Annotated in this window: 17 protein-coding genes; 12 read left to right on the forward strand and 5 right to left on the reverse strand. The window is 66.2% G+C overall.

What is annotated here, in order from left to right; translation table 11 throughout:
• Positions 1–2 precede the first annotated feature (2 nt).
• The 3 genes from C7T96_RS02855 to C7T96_RS02865 are packed head-to-tail and all read left to right on the forward strand — an operon-like array spanning position 3 to position 3,441.
• Positions 3–947 (forward strand): ABC transporter permease, encoded by a 945-nt coding sequence (locus tag C7T96_RS02855; protein ID WP_106569630.1) that lies wholly within the window; start codon positions 3–5, stop codon positions 945–947.
• Complete coding sequence (locus C7T96_RS02860; protein WP_106569631.1) at positions 947–1,816, forward strand: ABC transporter permease; 870 nt, start codon at positions 947–949, stop codon at positions 1,814–1,816. Before C7T96_RS02855 ends, C7T96_RS02860 begins: the two co-directional genes overlap by 1 nt.
• Positions 1,816–3,441 carry a dipeptide ABC transporter ATP-binding protein gene (locus tag C7T96_RS02865; protein ID WP_106569632.1) on the forward strand — a complete coding sequence of 542 codons (1,626 nt, stop codon included), beginning with the start codon at positions 1,816–1,818 and terminating at the stop codon, positions 3,439–3,441. The genes C7T96_RS02860 and C7T96_RS02865 overlap by 1 nt, the downstream gene beginning before the upstream one ends.
• 12 nt (positions 3,442–3,453) lie before the next feature.
• Here C7T96_RS02865 and C7T96_RS02870 read toward each other — a convergent pair whose 3' ends face one another.
• Positions 3,454–3,915, reverse strand: coding sequence for a TerB family tellurite resistance protein (locus tag C7T96_RS02870; protein ID WP_106569633.1), 462 nt, complete (start codon positions 3,913–3,915; stop codon positions 3,454–3,456).
• Positions 3,916–4,053: 138 nt separating this feature from the next.
• Here C7T96_RS02870 and C7T96_RS02875 point away from each other — a divergent pair, with 138 nt between their 5' ends.
• Together C7T96_RS02875 and rpmG are read left to right on the forward strand one after the other, a co-directional pair.
• Positions 4,054–4,890 carry a helix-turn-helix domain-containing protein gene (locus tag C7T96_RS02875; protein ID WP_106569634.1) on the forward strand — a complete coding sequence of 279 codons (837 nt, stop codon included), beginning with the start codon at positions 4,054–4,056 and terminating at the stop codon, positions 4,888–4,890.
• Positions 4,891–5,059: 169 nt separating this feature from the next.
• Entirely contained in the window at positions 5,060–5,227 is a 168-nt protein-coding gene (gene rpmG / locus C7T96_RS02880; RefSeq protein ID WP_106569635.1) for a 50S ribosomal protein L33, read from the forward strand.
• Positions 5,228–5,683: 456 nt separating this feature from the next.
• Here the strand turns inward: rpmG and C7T96_RS02885 are convergent, their stop codons facing one another.
• Both C7T96_RS02885 and C7T96_RS02890 read right to left on the reverse strand, forming a co-directional pair.
• The gene (locus C7T96_RS02885) at positions 5,684–7,057 is read right to left on the reverse strand and encodes a PleD family two-component system response regulator (protein ID WP_106569636.1); all 1,374 of its coding nucleotides are present in this window, start codon (positions 7,055–7,057) and stop codon (positions 5,684–5,686) included.
• A gap of 37 nt (positions 7,058–7,094) precedes the next feature.
• Positions 7,095–7,466: a response regulator gene (locus tag C7T96_RS02890; RefSeq protein ID WP_106569637.1), complete on the reverse strand. Its 372-nt coding sequence runs from the start codon at positions 7,464–7,466 to the stop codon at positions 7,095–7,097.
• A 194-nt stretch (positions 7,467–7,660) separates the two neighbouring features.
• On the opposite strand from C7T96_RS02890, the gene C7T96_RS02895 reads away from it, so the two are divergent.
• Both C7T96_RS02895 and C7T96_RS02900 read left to right on the forward strand, forming a co-directional pair.
• Positions 7,661–7,957, forward strand: coding sequence for a DUF3572 domain-containing protein (locus tag C7T96_RS02895; protein WP_106569638.1), 297 nt, complete (start codon positions 7,661–7,663; stop codon positions 7,955–7,957).
• Entirely contained in the window at positions 7,954–8,607 is a 654-nt protein-coding gene (locus C7T96_RS02900; RefSeq protein ID WP_106569639.1) for a hypothetical protein, read from the forward strand. The genes C7T96_RS02895 and C7T96_RS02900 overlap by 4 nt, the downstream gene beginning before the upstream one ends.
• A gap of 34 nt (positions 8,608–8,641) precedes the next feature.
• On the opposite strand, the gene C7T96_RS02905 is transcribed toward C7T96_RS02900, so the two are convergent.
• The gene (locus C7T96_RS02905) at positions 8,642–9,217 is read right to left on the reverse strand and encodes a GNAT family N-acetyltransferase (protein WP_106569640.1); all 576 of its coding nucleotides are present in this window, start codon (positions 9,215–9,217) and stop codon (positions 8,642–8,644) included.
• Between the two features lie 65 nt (positions 9,218–9,282).
• Here C7T96_RS02905 and C7T96_RS02910 point away from each other — a divergent pair, with 65 nt between their 5' ends.
• The 5 genes from C7T96_RS02910 to C7T96_RS02925 all read left to right on the forward strand — a co-directional run bounded on the left by C7T96_RS02910 (position 9,283) and on the right by C7T96_RS02925 (position 15,792).
• A complete protein-coding gene (locus tag C7T96_RS02910; protein ID WP_106569641.1) occupies positions 9,283–10,608 on the forward strand; it encodes a DNA polymerase IV in 1,326 nt (441 codons plus the stop codon).
• Between the two features lie 252 nt (positions 10,609–10,860).
• Positions 10,861–14,268 (forward strand): DNA methyltransferase, encoded by a 3,408-nt coding sequence (locus C7T96_RS02915; RefSeq protein WP_106569642.1) that lies wholly within the window; start codon positions 10,861–10,863, stop codon positions 14,266–14,268.
• Positions 14,269–14,845: 577 nt separating this feature from the next.
• A complete protein-coding gene (locus C7T96_RS02920; RefSeq protein ID WP_106569643.1) occupies positions 14,846–15,052 on the forward strand; it encodes a cold-shock protein in 207 nt (68 codons plus the stop codon).
• Between the two features lie 252 nt (positions 15,053–15,304).
• The gene (locus C7T96_RS24135; protein WP_199190394.1) at positions 15,305–15,451 is read left to right on the forward strand and encodes a hypothetical protein; all 147 of its coding nucleotides are present in this window, start codon (positions 15,305–15,307) and stop codon (positions 15,449–15,451) included.
• 104 nt (positions 15,452–15,555) lie between these two features.
• Positions 15,556–15,792 (forward strand): hypothetical protein, encoded by a 237-nt coding sequence (locus C7T96_RS02925; protein ID WP_106569644.1) that lies wholly within the window; start codon positions 15,556–15,558, stop codon positions 15,790–15,792.
• Between the two features lie 286 nt (positions 15,793–16,078).
• On the opposite strand, the gene dnaE is transcribed toward C7T96_RS02925, so the two are convergent.
• Positions 16,079–19,561 carry a DNA polymerase III subunit alpha gene (gene dnaE, locus C7T96_RS02930; protein WP_245414057.1) on the reverse strand — a complete coding sequence of 1,161 codons (3,483 nt, stop codon included), beginning with the start codon at positions 19,559–19,561 and terminating at the stop codon, positions 16,079–16,081.
• Between the last annotated feature and the right edge of the window lie 2 nt (positions 19,562–19,563).

A 19,563-nucleotide genomic window follows, 5' to 3' on the forward strand; every position in this document is an offset into this window, starting at 1 on the left:
CAATGATCGCATTTCTCGCCAAGCGCATCGCCGTCGGGCTTCTGACACTGGTCGTGGCCTCGATCGTGGTTTTCGCCGTGCTGGAGATCGTGCCGGGCGATCCGGCACAGCTCATGCTGGGCATGAACGCCACCGAGGAGGCGCTGGCCGCGCTGCGCGAGCAGATGGGCCTCAACCAGCCGGTGGTGACGCGCTATCTCGCCTGGGTGAGCGGGCTCGTGGTCGGCGATTTCGGCCGTTCCTTCACCTATTCCAGCCCGGTGATCGAACTCGTCGCGGAGCGGGCCGTCGTGTCGCTGCCGCTGGCGCTGATGGCGCTTATTCTATCGACCGCGATCGCCATTCCCGTCGGGCTGTTCGCGGCCGCCAGACGCGGCAAGGCGGCCGACACGCTCGCCATGGGCGCGGCGCAGTTCGGCGTCGCGGTGCCGAATTTCTGGTTCGCGTTGATCCTGATCTACGTGTTCGCGGTCTGGCTGCGGCTGGTGCCGGCCGGCGGGTTCTCGGGCTGGGAGAACGGGCTTCTCAGCGGCTTGCGGGCGCTGCTCCTGCCGGCGATCGCGCTTGCCCTGCCGCAAGCGGCGATCCTGGCCAGGGTGACGCGCTCGGCGCTGCTGGAGGTGCTGGGCGAGGACTATATCCGCACCGCCCGCGCCAAGGGCATGCCGCGCGAAGCGGTGTTGTGGCGCCACGCGCTGCGCAACGCCATGATCCCGGTGCTGACCATTCTGGGCCTGCAATTCGCCTTCCTGCTCGCCGGCACGATCATCATCGAGAACGTGTTCTACCTGCCGGGGCTGGGACGTCTGGTGTTCCAGGCCATCACCCAGCGCGACCTGATCGTCGTCGAGGGCGTGGTGATGCTTCTGGTGGCGAGCGTGGTCATCGTCAACATTCTGGTCGATATCTGCTACGCGCTCGTCGATCCGCGGCTGAGGACGCGCTGATGGCCGCCGAACCGCTCGACCTGCCGCAACCCGAACAGGGGCTCCTGGCGGCGGCGTTTTCCAACCGCTCCTTCGTCGCCGGCTTCGCGATCACCACCCTGATCACGGCCATGGCCGTGGTGTCGCTGGTGTGGACGCCGTTCGACGTGACAAGGCTGGTGCCGGCCGACCGCATGCAGGGCCTGTCGTGGACGCATCCGTTCGGCACCGACCATTTCGGCCGCGACATCCTGTCGATGATCATGGTCGGCTCGCGCAACTCGATCGCGGTCGCGGTGGTGGCCGTGTGCATGGGCATGGGCATCGGCGTGCCGCTCGGCTGCTGGGCGGCGGCGCGCGGCGGGCTGATCGACGAGGCGCTGATGCGGTTCAACGATCTCGTCTTCGCCTTCCCCGCGCTGCTGTCGGCCGTGCTGATCACCGCGATTTTCGGACCCGGCGCGATCAACGCCATCATCGCGATCGGCATTTTCTACATCCCCGTCTTCGCACGCGTGGCGCGCGCCGGCGCGCTCGCCCTGTGGCCGCGCGAATTCATCCTGGCCGCGCGCGCGGCCGGCAAGAACAAAGTGCTGATCACCATCGAGCACATCCTGCCCAACATCGCCTCGATCCTGCTGGTCCAGGGCACGATCCAGTTCGCGCTCGGCATCCTGGCCGAAGCGGGGCTTTCTTATGTCGGCCTCGGCGCGCAGCCGCCGATGCCGTCCTGGGGCCGCATGCTGTTCGACGCCCAGACGCGCATGATCGTGGCCCCGCACCTGGCGCTGTTTCCCGGCCTGGCGATCGTGGTCACCGTGCTGGGCCTGAACCTGCTCGGCGACGGGCTGCGCGACGTGCTCGACCCGAAACTGAGACGTCAACGCTGATGGCGCTTCTGGAGATCGAAAAGCTGACGCTGAAGATCGGCGACGCGCCGATCCTGAATGCCGTCGACCTTGCCATCGAAGCCGGCCAGACCATGGGCCTGGTCGGCGAATCGGGGTCGGGCAAGTCGATGACGGCGCTCACCGTCATGCGGCTGCTGCCGCACGCGGCCGAGGCCAGCGGCCGCGTCACCTTCGACGGCATCGACATTCTGGCGGCGCCGGAGGCGGCGATGTGCCGGCTGCGCGGCGACGATATCGGCATGGTGTTCCAGGAGCCGATGACGGCACTCAACCCGGTCAAGACGATCGGCGAACAGGTGGCCGAAGGCATACGCTGGCACACCGGCGCCAACCGGGCCGACGCCGAGGCCTCGGCGCGCCGGATCCTCGACCGGGTCGGCCTGCCGGAGGCGCAGTTTCCGCTGTCGCGCTATCCGCACCAGCTTTCCGGCGGCCAGCGCCAGCGCGTGGTGATCGCGATCGCCTGCGCGCTGAAGCCAAAACTGCTGATCGCCGACGAACCCACCACCGCGCTCGACGTGGTGCTGCAGGCGCAGATCCTCGACCTTCTGCGAGACCTGGTGGCGGAAAACCACATGGGGCTGCTTCTGATCAGCCACGATTTGGCGGTCGTCACCGACATGGCCGACCGGGTGACCATCATGCGCCACGGCACGGTGATGGAGGACGGCGAGACCGCGCCGACGCTCGCCGCCCAGGTCCACCCCTATACGCGCCAGCTCGCCGAGGCGTCGATGCACGTGCCGGCCCGGCCGCACCGCGCCGCGGCGGATGCGTCCGGGCCCAACCTGCTGGAGGTCGACACGGTGGTGCGCGACTATGCCGGGCGGCGACGCTCGCCGTTTTCGCGCCCGGTCCCGTTCCGCGCCGTCGACGGCGTCTCGTTCGCACTCAAGCCCGGCCAGTCCGTGGCGCTGGTCGGCCGCTCGGGCTGCGGGAAATCGACGCTGGCGCGGATGATCCTGGCCCTCGACCGGCCGAGCGCCGGCGAAATCCGCTTCCTCGGCGAGACGCTGACGGGCAAGAGCGAGGCGGCGCTGAAACCGGCGCGGCGCAACATGCAGGTCGTGTTCCAGGACCCGTACGGCTCGTTCAACCCGCGCCACAAGGTCGAACGCCTGGTCGCCGAACCGCTGCACCTGCTCGACGAGGCGCCCACGCCGACAACGCGCCGCGAGATGGTGGCGCACGCCCTGCACGAGGTCGGGCTCAGGCCGGACGACATGCAAAAATATCCGCACGAGTTTTCCGGCGGCCAGCGCCAGCGCATCTCGATCGCGCGCGCGCTGATCACGCGGCCGAAGCTGATCGTGGCCGACGAGCCGGTGTCGGCGCTCGACGTGTCGATCCGCGCCCAGGTGCTCGACCTGTTCGCCGATTTGAACCAGCGCCTGGGCGTCGCCTATCTGTTCATCACCCACGACCTGACGGTGGCGCGCGCGATCACCGACGAGGTGATGGTGATGCATGACGGCAAGATCGTGGAGGAAGGCAAGACCGACGCGGTGCTCGACGATCCGCGCTCGGACGCGGCCAAGGCGCTGGTGGCCGCCGCGCCGGACCTGAAACGCGCGATCCGGCGGCGCCTGGCAGAACAGGGATAAGACTGGCGCGGGCTACTGCGCGGGATCCGCGTCTGCCTCGCCGTGCACGTCGCCGCCGACAACATCCGACGGGTCGAGGTCGAGCACGTCGAGCGTGCGGCGCAAAAGCCTGACTTCATGCTCGCTCAGATCCGAATCGGATTTGGCGATCTCGGCCATATGGCGGGCAAGGTCGACGCGGCGCTGCCGGTCGAGCGTGCGAAAAAGCGCCAGCGCCTGCGAGCCGGTCGTCTCGTAGCCGAAATCGTGCAGGTAGCGAATCACGCTTTTCAGGCTGTCCTCGCCGATGCCGAACGCCTCGCGGCAGATGCGCCGGAACGTCTCCAGCTCCTTCTCGTCGACCTCGCCATCGGCCAGGATCATGCGAAACAGCAACAAAAGCTCGGCCGACAGCACCGGATCGTCGGCAACACGGCGCACGGCCGGATCGCCCTCCAGCAAAACACGCAGCTTGGCTAAAAACCCTTCGGCCATCGACCACCCTCCCCAGCAGCAGCATCACACTATTGCGGTTTGCGCCGTGTGCAAGCCCGAAGCCGCGGCCAGCCGCAATGCCGGGCTTTTGCGCGACGGCGGCTTGGCCTACCATGCGCGCTGGCGAAAAGGCACGATATGGCAGAAGATCCCCGACACGCCCCGTCCCGCGCCCCGCAGCCGGACGCCACCACGGTGCTGGTGCAGCATCGGGTGCCGGCCGATCTCGGCGGCGAGGTGATCAGGATCGTCGGCTATCGCGAAAACGGCCACGCGCTCGCCCATGCCGTGGAGATGGCGCCGCTGGCGGTGCCGCTGATCGTGGGATTCGGCGAGCCGTTCCGGATCGCGCTCGGCCGCGCGCCAACCGCCGACGAGCGCTACAACAGCTTCACCTCGGGGCTTTATCCCGGTTTCGTGCTGATCGACTCGACCGGGCGCGCCGAATGCATCCAGATCGACTTCACCCCGCTCGGAGCACGGCGGTTCTTCGGCATTCCGATGTGCGAGATCGCGCGGCGCATGGTGCAGCTCGACGAGCTCGGCGACCCCGACATCACCGACCTGCGCGACCGCCTCGGCGAACATGGCGACTGGCGGCACCGGTTCGCGGCGGTGGAGACGCTGCTGCGCCGCCGGCTGGCGGCGGCGGCACCACGGCACGGCGCGACCGCCTGGGCCTATCAACGCATCCTTGCCAGCCACGGCACGGTGCGCATCGGCGCCCTGGCCCGCTCGCTCGACTGCTCGCGCAAACATCTCAACCAGCACTTCGGCGAGGAGATCGGCATCGGGCCGAAAGCCACCGCGCGCATGGTGCGCTTCAACCGCGCGCTGACGATCGCCCGGCGCGCCGAGACGGCCGACTGGGCCCAGATCGCGGCCGATTGCGGATATGCCGACCAGGCCCACCTGGTGCGCGAGTTCCGCGCGTTTTCGGGCGCGTCACCGTCCGCGCTGCCGTCATTTCCGTGACGGCGCGAAAAAAAAGCGCGACACCGGAGCCGCCCGGGCACGGCGGCCTTGACTTTCGGGGGCGCTTGTATATGTCTCCGCCAACTCTGCACGGCCTGTCGACGTAAGTCGCGTCCCCGAGGGTGGGTTCCAAGCCGGCTGAATTTCGCGAGAACAACGGACGAACGTCATGGCCAAAGCCGCAAACCTGAAGATCAAGCTCCTGTCGACCGCCGATACCGGCTTTTTCTACGTCACCAGCAAGAACAGCCGGACGAAGACGGAAAAGATGTCGTTCCGCAAATACGATCCGATTGCGAAGAAGCATGTCGAGTTCAAGGAAACGAAGATCAAATAGGCCGCCGCAACGCCGGCACCTGGATGACGCCGCCTGCAAGGGCGGCGTTTTTTGTTGTTCGGAGCCGCTCACCCCGCGCCCCGGCAGAGCGACGGCAACGGCATGAGACGGGCCTCGTTTCGCGCGCTGCCGCGCGCGGGACACAGGCGCCCTGCCCTGATGCTCGCAATGAGAGGAAAAGGGGGCCGGCCGGCAATCTGACAGCGGTACGAGGAGGCCACTGAGAGTCAGAGCCGACCGGCCAACCCCACGGAACCCAGGAGATGCGGCGGACCTGAGCATCATGGGGTATGACGAGAGGTCCGCGTGAAAACCGTCACCGAACACTCTTGTTCCGAGGATTTCTCGCGCAATGCGAGGAAGAAATCAACTATTTATTAAGGATATGCGACAGCTTGCTTACGTTAACGTAAACAAGCCGGCCATGGCCCGACCCGGCGGCCCAGAGAACGGGACTCAGGCCGCCGCCGAAACGACCCTGTTGCGGCCGCCGTGCTTGGCCTCGTAAAGGGCGAGATCCGCCCGCTTGAGCAATCCGGCGGCGGTATCGCCCGCGCCGTCGAGGGCAGCGATGCCGGCGCTGACCGTCAACCCCACAGCGACCTGGTCCGGCCCCACGGCGAAGGGCGCGGCCTCGATCTCGGCGCGCACGCGCTCGCCGATCCTGGCCGCTGCCCGCGCGTCGGTGTCGGGCATGACGACGACGAACTCCTCGCCGCCATAACGGCAGGCAAGGTCGATGCCGCGCACGTTTCGGCGCAGCCGCTCGGCGAATTCGCGCAGCACCTCGTCGCCGCCGTCGTGGCCGTAGGTGTCGTTGACGGTCTTGAAGCAGTCGAGATCGGTGATCATCACCGACAGGGGGCGCCCGCCCGCCCTGGCGCGCTCGACCAGCGTGTCGAGATGACTGTCGAGATAGCGGCGGTTGTGCAGGCCGGTCAGCCCGTCGGTGACGGCCATGGCGATGGTTTCGGTGACATTGGCGCGCAAGCGGTCATTGTAGCGCTTGCGCCGGACCTGGGTGCGCAGCCGGGCGATCAGTTCCTGACGATCGAGCGGCCGCACGATATAGTCGTTGACGCCGAGCTCGAGCGCGCGGGTGACGCGCTGCTGCTCGTCCTTGTCGGCGATCAGGATGATGGGCACGAACCGGGTGCGGTCGAGCGAGCGCAGTTGCGAGCACAGCCGCAGCGGGTCGAAGCGGGCAAAACCGGTCGACACCAGAACGCAGTCGAAATTGCCCTCGGCGATCTGGAAACAGGCCGCCTGCGGGTCGGGCTGGACCATCGGCGTGACATAGGAGGCCAGCAGGCCGGTGACGGCCGCCGCCGCTTCGGCGTCGTCGTCCACCACCAGCACGCGCGGGCTTTCCTCGTCGGCCGGCACGATGTCGGCAAGCAGCGGCTCGATGCCGATCATGCGCGTGGTCGCCGCGCGCAGGCGCAGCTCGTCGGACAGCATCTTCAGCCGCACCAGACTCTTGACCCGGGTCAGGAGCTGGAGGTCGTTGACCGGCTTGGTCAAAAAATCGTCGGCACCGGCCTCCAGACCGCGGATGCGGTCGGCGACCCGGTCGAGCGCGGTAACGATGACGACGGGAATATGGGCGGTCGCCGGGTTCTGCTTGAGCCGGTGGCAGACTTCGAAACCGTCCATGTCCGGCATCAGGATGTCGAGCAGCACCACGTCGACCTTGCCGCCCCGACACAGTTCCAGCGCCTCGGGGCCGGAGGTCGCCGTCAGCACCTCGAAATATTCCGCCAGAAGCCGAGCCTCCAGCAGTTTCAGGGTCGCCGGGATGTCGTCAACGACGAGGATGCGTGCGGTCATGGTCCGGTTCCGTTCGCTCGGCGTGAAAATGAGCCCGTCAGGCGTCGCCCAGATAGGATCTGATCGTCTCGATGAACTTGCCGACCGAGATCGGCTTGGAAATATAGGCCTCGCAGCCGCCCTGGCGGATGCGCTCCTCGTCGCCCTTCATGGCGAACGCCGTCACGGCGATGACGGGAATGGCGTGCAGATCGTCATCCTCCTTCAGCCATTTCGTCACCTCCAGGCCCGACACTTCCGGCAACTGGATGTCCATCAAGATCAGGTCCGGCCGATGCCGGCGCGCGAGATCGAGCGCCTCGAGCCCGTTGCGCGTGCGCACCGTGGCGTAGCCACTGGCCTCGATCAGGTCGCGGAAGAGCTTCATGTTGAGCTCGTTATCCTCGACGATCATCACAGTCTTCGACATGCTCGCCCCACCCTGACGACAGGTTCTTCGGGCCGCGTTGCCGGCGTTCGGGCCGGAAAAGCGCGATTCTCCCTAAAGACAGCCTATCGCGATTTGATTGACGAAAGGCAAACCCCTTGCCAGGCCGCGACCGGCTTGCCTGCCGGCCGACGAGCGGCTAGGTCTGGCCGCGTCCAGCGATCCGGATCCTGCCCATGCCCGCCAGCGCCAGTTCCCCAGCCGCCGAAGCGCTCGCCATCCAGGCGCTCGGTTTCATCGCCGCCGATCCGGTGCTTTTGCCGCGCTTCCTGGCGCTGACCGGCATCGAGGCGGACGCGATCAGGCGCGCGGCGGCCGAGCCGGGTTTTTTGGCGGGCGTGCTGAATTTCCTGCTCGCCCACGAGCCGACGCTGACGGCATTTTGCCAGGCGCACGACATCGACCCGGCGGCGGTCGGCCAGGCCCAACGCGCCCTGCCCGGCGGCAACGACGATTTTCTGGCCTCGACATGAGCGACGATCCCGAAACCGCCCGCCAGATCGCCGAACTGGCGCGCGACAAGCGCCCGCTTGTGGTGCTCGACGTCGACGACGTGATTTTGGAGTTCATCCGGCCGTTTCCGCGCTTCCTCGCCGCAAAGGGCTACGCGCTGGGGCTGGAAACGTTCCGCCTGCACGGCAACGTCACCGAGATCGACACCGGCGCCGTGGTTGACCGGGAGACCGTTTCGGGCCTGCTCAGCGCCTTCTTCGCTGCCCAGGCCGAGTGGCAGACAATGGCGGCGGGCGCGGCCGAGGCGCTGGAAACGCTGTCGGCCGGCGCCGAGATCGTGCTGTTGACCGCCATGCCGCACCGCCATCGCGCGGTCCGGCGCGCCCATCTCGAGACGCTGGGGCTGACCTATCCGCTGCTGACCACCGAAATGGCCAAGGGCCCGGCGATCGCCGCGCTCAGGGGCGACGGCCGACGCCCGGTCGCCTTCGTCGACGACCTGCCGCACAATTTGATCTCGGCCCGCGCCAGCGTCGCCGACGCGCATCTGTTCCACCTGATGGCCGACAATTCGCTGCGCCGGCTCCTGCCGCCGCCGGCCGAGGGCATCGCCGCGGTCGAGGACTGGCCGGACGCGACGCCGAAGATCGCCGGCGCGCTGCGGCTTTGACCTTCGGGCGGCGGCCCTGCCCGCAGCCGCGGCGCTACAACACCAGACGCATCAGCGGCCGGCCGGCCTTTCGCTCGGCGACGCGCTCGAAGCCGGCCTTTTCGAACACCCGGGCCGAGCCGACGAACAGGCCGACCGGGCGCGTGCTTTTGGATTCGGTTATCGGGCAGGCATCGATCAGCCGCGCGCCGCCGGCCCGCGCGTGATCGATGCCGGCGGCCACCAGACGATGGGTCAGGCCCCGGCCGCGCGCCTTGCCGCGAACAAAAAAGCACGACACCGCCCACACGCCGGCATCGTCGCGTTCGTCGGGCGACAGCGGCGCCGAGACGCGGCCCTGATTGTTCCATTCCGGCACGTCGGCGCGCGGGCCGATCTGCATCCAGCCCATGCCGACGCCGTCCTCGAGCGCGATCAGGCCGGGCGGCGGCCCGGTCTCGACCCGGGTCTTGAAATGGGCGCGGTTGCTTTCGCGGTTGTTGTGCCGCCGGGTCGCCGGCGGCAGGCGAAAATGCGTGCACCAGCAGCCGTAACAGGCGCCCTGGCGGCCAAACAAATCCTCCAGCGCCGGCCACAGATCGGCGGTCAGCGGTTCGATCCGTGCGGCCATGCGATCCCCTTCCCGGCCGCTTGTCTCGCCGGCCCGTCTCGACTAATATTTTGTTTGTTCCGTTTATGTTCGCAGCCATGACGTTTGCTGTCAACGATCCCGAGGCCGGTTTTTGCCGCGACTGCCTGCGCCCGCAGGCGGAGGCGGCGGCACGGCGCTGCGCGGCCTGCGGCAGCCCACGGCTCGTGCGCCACGGCGAACTCTACGACCTGTCGATCGCGCATATCGACTGCGACGCGTTCTACGCCGCGGTGGAAAAACGCGACCGGCCCGAACTGCGCGACCGGCCGCTGATCATCGGCGGCGGCAAGCGCGGCGTGGTGTCGACGGCCTGCTATATCGCCCGCATCAACGGCGTGCGCTCGGCGATGCCGATGTTCAAGGCGCTGGAGGCCTGTCCGGAGGCCGTGGTGCTGAAACCCGACATGGAAAAATACGCCCGGGTCGGGCGCGAGGTGCGCCAGATGATGCAGGCGCTGACGCCGCTGGTCGAGCCGCTGTCGATCGACGAGGCGTTTTTGGACCTCACCGGCACGCAAAAGCTGCACGGCACGGCGCCGGCGATCGTTCTGGCGCGGTTCGCGCGCCAGGTCGAGCGCGAGATCGGCATCACCGTCTCGGTCGGGCTGTCCTACTGCAAGTTTTTGGCCAAGGTCGCCTCCGACTTCAACAAGCCGCGCGGCTTTTCCGTCATCGGCCGCGCCGAGGCGCTCAATTTCCTGGCCGACCAGCCGGTGACGCTGATCTGGGGCGTCGGCAAGGCGTTCGCCGCAACGCTGGCGCGCGACGGCATCACGCGGATCGCGCAACTGCAGACGATGGAACGCGCCACGCTGATGAAGCGCTACGGCACGATGGGCGAGCGGCTCTACCATCTGGCGCGCGGCCAGGACACGCGCGCGGTGCATGCCGACCACGACGCCAAGAGCGTGTCGGCCGAAACCACCTTCGACACCGACCTGGCCGCGCCCGGCGAGCTGGTGCCGGTGCTGCGGGCGCTGTCGGAAACCGTGTCGGCGCGGCTGAAGAAGGCCGGCATCGCCGGCCACACGGTGACGCTGAAACTGAAGACGCACGATTTCAAGACCCGCACCCGCAACCGGCGGCTTTCCGACCCGACGCGACTCGCCGACCGGATCTTTTCGACCGGTCTGGCGCTTCTGGAAAAGGAGACCGACGGCACGCGCTACCGGCTGATCGGCATCGGCGTGGCCGATCTCGCGCCCGACGACCGCGCCGACCCGGCCGACCTGGTCGACACGGCCGCGCGCAAGCGCGCACTCGCCGAGGGCGCGATCGACGCGCTGCGGGACAAGTTCGGCAACAAGGCGGTGGAAACCGGCTACACGTTCGGCAAGGGCAATCGCGGCCGCCCGCAGCGCGAGAGCTGAGCGCGGGCGCGGCAGGGCGCGCGCCGTCAAAACGATCTCCGATGCTACCCTCCCCCCGCTTGCATGATCCGACACTTGGCTGAGCCAAGATGTCGATCCTGCGTCCACCCTAAAAAGGGAAAAGGAAGCCGGTTTGCGACGCGGGCGGGGCGGATTTGATTGAGCCACGGGGCTTACCCGCTATACCACGCAACGAGGCCGTTGCCGGCCCCGTCGGTTTCTGGTTGTTTGGCAAAAGGAGGGCTGCCCGCGGTGGACGTCGAACAATTCATTCAGCGCTGGACCGCGCGCGAGGGCGGGGCGGAACGCGCCAATTACGCCATGTTCATCACCGAACTGTGCGATGTGCTCGGCCTTCCCCACCCTGATGTCGCCGGCGCCGAAACGGCGCTCAACGACTATGTGTTCGAACGCGCCGTCAAGCCGCGCAAGAGCGAAGGCACTACCGCCCCCAAGCGCATCGACCTCTACAAGAAGGGCGCCTTCATCCTGGAGGCCAAGCAGTCGCGCATGAAGGAAGCGCGCGGCGCGGAGCAGCCCGCGCTCTTTGCCGAAGAACCCGCCCCGCGCGGCAAACGCACGGTCGCCCGCGGCTGGGACCGCATGATGCTGGAGGCGCGCCGCCAGGCTGAGGATTATGTCTTCCGCCTTGATACGAGCCATCCCGCGCCGCCCTTCATTCTCGTATGCGATGTCGGCCACGCCATCGAGATCTTCGCCGATTTCACCGGCACGGGTCGCGCCTACGACCTGTTCCCGGATCGCCGTGGCTTCCGCATCTATATGGAAGACCTGCGCGACGAGGCGATCCGCGAGCGCCTGCGCAAGATCTGGACCGATCCCGAAGCGCTCGACCCGACGCGCGAATCCGCCCGCGTCACCCGCGAGATCGCCGAAAGGCTCGCCGCCGTCAGCAAGGCGCTGGAGAAAAAGCACCCGGCGGAAGAGGTGGCGCATTTCCTCATGCGCTGCATTTTCACCATGTTCGCCGAGGATGTGGCGCTCCTGCCGGAGGCCTCCTTCACCGGCCTGCTGGAAGACTGCACCAAATCGCCCGATGCCTTCGTCCCGCTGGTGGAGGAGCTCTGGAAAAAGATGGACGCGCCAAGGCGCGACGACCGCTTCTTCTCCGCCTTCCGCACCCATCTGCGCCATTTCAACGGCAACCTGTTCAAGAATGCCAACGCCTTTCCGCTGGGGCGGGAGGAGATCGGCGAGCTATGGCAGGCGGCAAAAGCAAAATGGACCGAGGTCGACCCCGCCATTTTCGGCACGCTGCTCGAACAGGCGCTGGAGCCCACCGAGCGGCGCAAGCTCGGCGCGCATTACACCCCGCGCAGCTACGTGCAGCGTCTGGTGGAAGTCACCGTCATGGAGCCCCTGCGTGATGACTGGCGCAAGGTGCTCACCCGCGCCGAAACCGCCAAGGAGAGCGGCAAGGAAAAGGATGCCGTCCGGCTGGTCAAGGCGTTCCACCACCAGCTTTGCGAAACCCGCGTGCTCGACCCCGCCTGCGGCACGGGCAACTTCCTCTATGTCAGTCTGGAGCTGATGAAAAAGCTCGAAGGCGAGGTGCTGGAAACGCTGGCCCGCCTTGGCGAGACCGAGGCGCTGGGGCTGGAGGGCGAAACCGTCGATCCGTACCAGTTTCTGGGGCTGGAGATCAACCCGCGCGCCGCGGCCATCGCCGAGCTTGTCGTGTGGATCGGCTATCTGCAACAGCACTATAAAAACCGCGACGGCCACCCGGCCGAGCCGATCCTCAAGGCGTTCAAGAACATCAATTTTGGCCGGCGCGACGGCTATGACGCGGTTTTGACATGGGATGGCCATCCCGTGCCTGCCATCGTGGATAAGGATGGCGAGCGCGTGGAAACCTGCCCCAATCCACGCCGGCCCGACTGGCCGGAGGCGGAGTTCATCGTCGGCAATCCGCCCTTTGTCGGCGGCGGAACAATTCGCTCCCGCATGGGCTCGCTCTATGCCGAGGCGCTGTGGGCCGCCCACAAACACATGAATGAGAGCGCGGATTTCGTCATGTATTGGTGGGACCGCGCCGCCGAGCTTCTGACGCGAAAGAAAACCCCGCTGCGCCGTTTCGGCTTCGTCACCACCAATTCCATCAGCCAGGTCTTCCAGCGCCGTGTCATGGAGCGCCACCTCAATGCCAAAAAGCCCATAAGCCTCATCTATGCCGTGCCCGACCACCCCTGGACCAAGGCCACCCGCGATAGCGCGGCGGTGCGCATCGCCATGACCGCGGGTGCAGCCGGCAGCCATGAAGGCCTTCTGCGCGATGTGGTGCGCGAGGCGGCGCTGGACACGGACGAGCCGAGGATCGTGTTTGAAAACCGGGTGGGGAAGATCAATTCGGATTTGAGTGTGGGGGTGGATGTTACCAAGATCACGCCGCTCTTGGCAAATGCTGGCATCGCACATGATGGTGTGAAATTGCATGGAAAAGGGTTTCTCGTTTCACGCGCTGAAGCAACACTGCTAGGCTTGGGGCAAAGCGAAGATTTGGTACGCCTCCTACGTCCCTATCGAAACGGTAGAGATATTGCGCACAGATCGAGAGATTTGTTCGCAATCGACCTTTTTGGTCTGGAATCCTCAGAAGTAAGAGAGAAATACCCAAAAATTTATCAACATATACTGGAGCACGTTAAGCCGGAAAGGGAGAAGAACAAAAGAGATAGTTATAGAAATAGATGGTGGATATTTGGTGAGCCTCGTCGAGACATGCGCCCAGCTATAAACTCCATCGACAGAATGATTGCAACCGTAGATACGTCACGGCATCGGGTTTTTCAGTTCTTTGATTGCCATTATATTTTGGATGATAAATCTGTTGTAATTGCTGACCAGAATGCTGATGTTTTGGCGGTAGTTTCTTCTAAAATACATATTCAATGGTCGCTTCGAACCGGCGGTTGGCTCGGTCAAGGAAACGATTCCGTCTACACAAAGACGCGAACCTTCGATCCCTTCCCGTTCCCCGATCCCTCCGAGGCCCTGCGCGGAAAGCTCCGCGCTGCCGGAGAAGAGCTCGATGCCACGCGCAAAAAGGTTCTGGCCGAGCATCCCGATCTCACCATGACCGGGCTTTACAACGTGCTGGAAAAGCTCAAATCCGGCGAGGCGCTTTCGGACAAGGACGAGGATGTGAAGACGCGCGGCCTCGTGCTGATCCTGAAAGAGCTGCACGAAACCATCGACCGGCTCACCGCCGAGGCCTATGGCTGGCCGCACGATCTCTCCGACGAGGACATCCTCGAACGCCTGGTCGCGCTCAATGCCGAGCGCGCGAAGGAGGAGGCGGCAGGCCATGTGCGCTGGCTGCGGCCGGAGTATCAGATCCCCCGTTTCGCCAAGGGCGCCGCCGCAAAAAGCGGCGAGCTGGCGCTCGATGCGCCGGTGGTCGCCATCGACAGGGACAGACCCTCCTTCCCCACCGATGCCTACGAGCAGCCGCTCGCGGTGGAGCGCATTCTTGCCGTCGAGGCCCGCCCGATGGCAGCCGCCGAGATCGCCCGCCAGTTCAAGCGCGGCGGCAAGCGCATCGAGGGCCGGGTGGAGCAGCATCTGCGCACGCTGGCCGCCTATGGCCACGTCACCGCGCTGCCCGACGGCACCTACGCCGCGCGCCGCGCGGCCTAAAGCCGTCCGAGCCGAGGAACGGCTATGGGTTTGATATCGCCGGTCAAACGCTTCCCATTTGGAGAGGAACGGCTTTAGCGGCACCGGCCTTCGGCCGCGGCCGGTATTTCGAAAGCGATCCTGCCACGCGATCCCTCTCCTGTCTTTTCCAGGCCCTCGCCAGGCTTTGCCCGCGCAAGCGCAGGAAAAGACGTCCCCCCCCCGGCAAGGGGGGAGGCAGGGGCGCTGCCTGAGCTTGCGCCAATCGCCAGCGTTGGAGACTTGCGGCCGGGTAGATGCCGGCTTAATCCCCCCTTGCAAAAGGGGAACGCGCTCGGCTCTCAGGAGAAGCCCGGGCGTGACCAGGCGCCGTGGAGCCGGTTTGCGACGCGGCCGGGCGGCGGTGTGAGAGCGGATTTCGGCCACGCCCTTGAATAAGTCGCAATTAGTGTCTATCTACCGGTTATCGTTATTTGGGCCAGGCTTGGCTTTTCGCGGCGTCAGAGGCTTTCGACCCGCCAATCTCATTCCAGAAATCGATATATTTTCTCGCGCGGCGCGGCACGATCGCGGCGCATCGTTTCCAAGGAATGAGTCCATGCATACCGGTACCGTAAAATTCTACAATGGCCAGAAGGGTTTTGGCTTCATCACCCGCGAAGATGGCGAAAAGGACGTGTTCGTCCATATCAGCGCGCTCGACCGCGCCGGCCTCGGCGGTCTGGTTGAAGGCCAGAAGCTCGAATTCGACCTCGAGGACGACGGCAAGGGGCGCCAGTCCGCGGCGAACCTGAAGGTCGTATAAAACACGCACCGGATACGGGAGAGCTGACCACGGATGTACTGGCAGCCTCCCTTTCGGATCGCGCGCCGGCTCACGCCGGCACCAGGAAGCGGGGAGTAATTCCCCGCTTTTTTGTTGGCCGGACCATGTCCCGCGACAGCGCCAGTCGGCGTCGGAATCAAGACATGCCCACGATCAAAGGCGGAAGCGCGACGCGAAACGCGAGACTTGCGATCCGCCCCAGCATCACCCCGCCCATGAGGAGCGACCGCGATGGCCAAGGGCCAGCAACGCAGCAACCGGGAAGTCCGGAAACCGAAAAAAGACAAGAAACCGCCGGTGGCGCCAGCCCCGTTCGGATCCGCGGTCAGGCTGGCCACGGACGGCAACGCGACCGGCACGCGCCCGAAGAAGAAATAACCGCCGCGCCCGCGACGGCTGCGACAGGCCGACACGAACACGGGTTCGCGCCCCTTCTTGCGGGGCGCGGCCGATTACACAAAACCAGATGAAGGGTTCCACCGATGCGCTCGATTTCCGATTTCACCGTCGCTCCCCGTTCACGCTCGGCCACGACCAAGGCCGAACAGACCACGGCGGTCGCGCAATCGATCATCCAGGAGGAAGTGTCGGCCCGCGACAAGAAGACAGCCCGGCTGCGCGAAATGCGCCTGGCGATGGCCGAAAAAACGGCCAGCGAGGTCAAGGCCGCGCCGACGCGCGCCAAGCGCGCGCCGCGCAAGAAGCCGGTCGCCTCCTGACGGGTCGATCCCTAGGACGATCCCCCTTGTTGTCTTTTCCAAGCCTTGCCTGGCTGCGCCCGCGCAAGCGCAGGAAAAGATTTTCTCCCCCGCATAAGGGAACCAGCGACGTGCTGGTGCTTGCGCAGCCAGGCCTTAGAGCCGTTCTGCTTCTCACGGATTCGCAGACCGGCTCTAACTTATTGTTTTAACGCGCTTTTGAACGGCGAACCGGCTTCCACTCCGCCTGGAAACGCTATAGACGTCGCAAGAGGGGAAAACCCGCGCGGCCGTCCTGAGGCGCACCCTAAACCAGTTCGACGTCGACCACGCCGGGCACGGCGCGCAGCGCCGAGGCGATCTGCGGCGAGATGCGGTAGCGCTCGGGCAACGCGATCTCGACCTCGCCGGCGCCGTCCTGCTTGATCAGCACCAGCGACACCTCGCCCTCGCCGCGCTGGCCGAGATGGCCGGCGAGCGCGGCGGCCGGACCGGCGTCGCGCAGGAAGATCCTGAGCGCCTTTTGCAGCCGGCTCGCCTCGTCCTCTAGCGACTGCACGGTCTGGATGCGCAGATTGACGCCTTCCGGCCGGTCCTCGGCCGCGACCGTGATGACCACCGAGCGGCCGGCCTCCAAAAGGTCGCGGAACTGGCCCAGCGCCTCGGAAAACAGCACCGCCTCGAACTGGCCGCTGACATCGGAGAAATTGACCACGCCCATCTTGTTGCCGGTACGGGTCTTGCGCTCCTGTTTCGAGGTGACAGTGCCGGCCAGCCGTCCGGCCGACGCGCCGCGCTTGACGGCGGCGGAAAACTCGGTCCAGTTCTGCACGCGCATCTTCTTGAGCGCGTCCTTGTATTCGTCGAGCGGGTGGGCGGAGAGATAAAAGCCGACCACCTGGAACTCGCGATGCAGCCTTTCGGCCGGCAGCCAGGGCGCGGTGTCGGGCAGGCGCAGCCGTTCCGGCTCGCCGGCGAGCGCGGCACCGAAAATGTCGGACTGGCCCGAGAGCGCGTTTTCGGCCGCGCGCTGGGCAAGCCCCATCATCAGCTCGACGCCGGCAAACAGCGCCGCGCGCTCGCGCCCGAAACAGTCTAGCGCGCCGGCCTGGACCAGACTTTCGAAGACGCGCTTGCCGACGATGCGCGGATCGACCCGGCCGCAAAACTCCTCCAGGCTTGAAAACGGCTTTTCGCGGCGTTTTTCCACGATGTGCTCGACCGCGGCGTCGCCGACGCCCTTGATGGCGGCCAGCGAATAGAAGATGCGATTGTCGCCGACCTCGAAATCGCGGTGCGAGGTCTGCACCGAGGGCGGCACGACCTCGATGCCGAGGCGGATGGCGTCCTGACGGAAATCGGCCAGCTTGTCGGTGTTGCCCATGTCGAGCGTCATCGAGGCGGCCAGGAACTCGACCGGATGATGCGCCTTCAAATAGGCGGTCTGGTAGGACACGATCGCATAGGCGGCGGCGTGCGACTTGTTGAAGCCGTAATCGGCGAACTTGGCCAAGAGGTCGAAGATGAAGTCGGCCTGCTGTTTGGAAACGCCGCGCTCGGTGGCGCCGTCGACGAAGATCGCGCGCTGCTTTTCCATCTCGGCGCGGATCTTCTTGCCCATGGCGCGGCGCAGAAGATCGGCCTGTCCGAGCGTGTAGCCGGCCAGTTCCTGGGCGATCTGCATCACCTGTTCCTGGTAGACGATGACGCCCTGGGTCTCCTGGACCAGATGGTCGATCTTGGGATGGATCGAGGCGATCTCCTCCTCGCCGTGCTTGCGGGCGTTGTAGGTGGGAATGTTCTCCATCGGGCCGGGGCGGTAGAGCGCGACCAGGGCGATGATGTCCTCGATGCGGTCGGGCTTCATGCCGATCAGCGCCTTGCGCATGCCGGCCGATTCCACCTGGAAGATGCCGACCGTCTCGCCGCGCGCCAGCATGGCGTAGGTGTCGGCGTCGTCGAGCGGAATCTTCGACAGATCGATCTCGACGCCCTTGCGGCGGATCAGCTTGACCGCCGTTTCCAGCACGGTCAGCGTCTTCAGGCCGAGAAAGTCGAACTTGACCAGGCCGGCATCCTCGACCTTCTTCATGTTGAACTGGGTGACGGGCATGTCGGAGCGCGGATCACGGTACATCGGCACCAGTTCCGACAGCGGCCGGTCGCCGATCACGATGCCGGCGGCATGGGTGGAGGCGTGGCGGTAGAGCCCCTCCAGCTTCTGCGCCATCTCCAGGAGCTGCTCGACGATCGGCTCCTTTTCCTGCTCCTCCTGGAAACGCGGCTCGGCGGCGATGGCGTCGGCGAGTTTGACCGGATTGGCGGGGTTGGCCGGCACCATCTTGGTCAGCCGGTCGACCAGCCCGTAAGGCATTTGCAGCACACGGCCGACGTCGCGCAGCACCGCGCGCGCCTGCAAGGTGCCGAAGGTGATGATCTGGGCAACCTGGTCGCGGCCGTATTTTTCCTGGACGTAGCGGATGACCTCGTCGCGCCGATCCTGGCAGAAATCGATGTCGAAGTCGGGCATCGACACGCGGTCGGGATTGAGGAAGCGCTCGAACAGCAGCGAAAAGCGCAGCGGGTCGACATCGGTGATGGTGAGCGCGTAGGCGACCAGCGAGCCGGCGCCGGAGCCGCGGCCGGGACCGACGGGAATGTCGTGTGCCTTGGCCCATTTGATGAAGTCGGCGACGATCAGGAAGTAGCCGGGAAACTTCATCCGCTCGATGACGCCGAGCTCGTAGTCCAGACGCTTGGCGTAATCCTCGCGCGTATAGCCCTCGGACAGGCCCTGGTCGGCGATCCGGCGCTCCAGCCCCTCGTGCGCCTGGCGCCTGAGCTCGTCGGCCTCCGCCTTTTCGGCCGCCTCCGGGTCGTCGGTCGAGCCGGCGGTGAAGCGCGGCAGGATGGGGGCGCGGTTTTCAGGATAATAGGAACAGCGCAGCGCGATCTCCACCGTGTTGTCGATCGCCTCGGGCAGATCGGCAAACAGGGCCGCCATCTCGGCCTGGCTCTTGAGATAGTGGTCGGGGGTGAGCTTGCGGCGCTCGTCGACGGCGATCACCGTGCCCTCGGCGATGGCGATCAGCGCGTCGTGCGCCTCGTAATCCTCGCGGGCGGGGAAAAACGCCTCGTTGGTGGCCACCAGCGGCAGGTCGTGGCGGTAGGCGAGATCGATCTGGGCCGCCTCGACGGCGCGGTCGTAGCCCTCGTGGCGCTGCAGCTCGACATAGAGCCGGTCGCCGAACAGGTCGCGCAGATGCAAGAGCCGGGCTTCGGCCAGCGGCGCGTGGTCGGCGGCAAGCGCGCGGCCGATCGGCCCGGCCGCGCCGCCGGTCAGGCAGATGAGCCCGGGCGCGCTCTCGGCCAACCAGCCGCTGGTGATATGCACGGGCGCGCCGGCCGGCGTTTCGAGATAGGCGCGGCTGACCAATCGCACGAGGTTGGCGTAACCGGTCTCGTCGGCGGCTATCAGCACCAGGCCGGCAAGGTCGGGACGGGCGTCGCGCGCGGCGCGTTGACTGGACGCGTCCTCGCCCTCGAAAAGCGTGTCGAGCTGGCAGGCCATGATCGGCTGGACGCCGTCCTTGACCGCCTTTTGGGCGAATTCGAGCGCGCCGAACAGATTGTTGGTGTCGGCGACCGCGATCGCCGGAGCCCCGTCCTTGACCGCGTGGCCGACGATCTTGCCGAGCGGCAGTGCGCCCTCCAGCAGCGAATAGGCCGAATGGACGCGCAAATGGATAAACGGCCGCGCCGCCGGCGCTGGAGACGCCGCCGCCTGCATGG

It is taken from the genome of Nitratireductor sp. StC3 (genome assembly GCF_003015025.1).
Taxonomy (GTDB): Bacteria; Pseudomonadota; Alphaproteobacteria; order Rhizobiales; family Rhizobiaceae; genus Mangrovimarina; species Mangrovimarina alexandrii.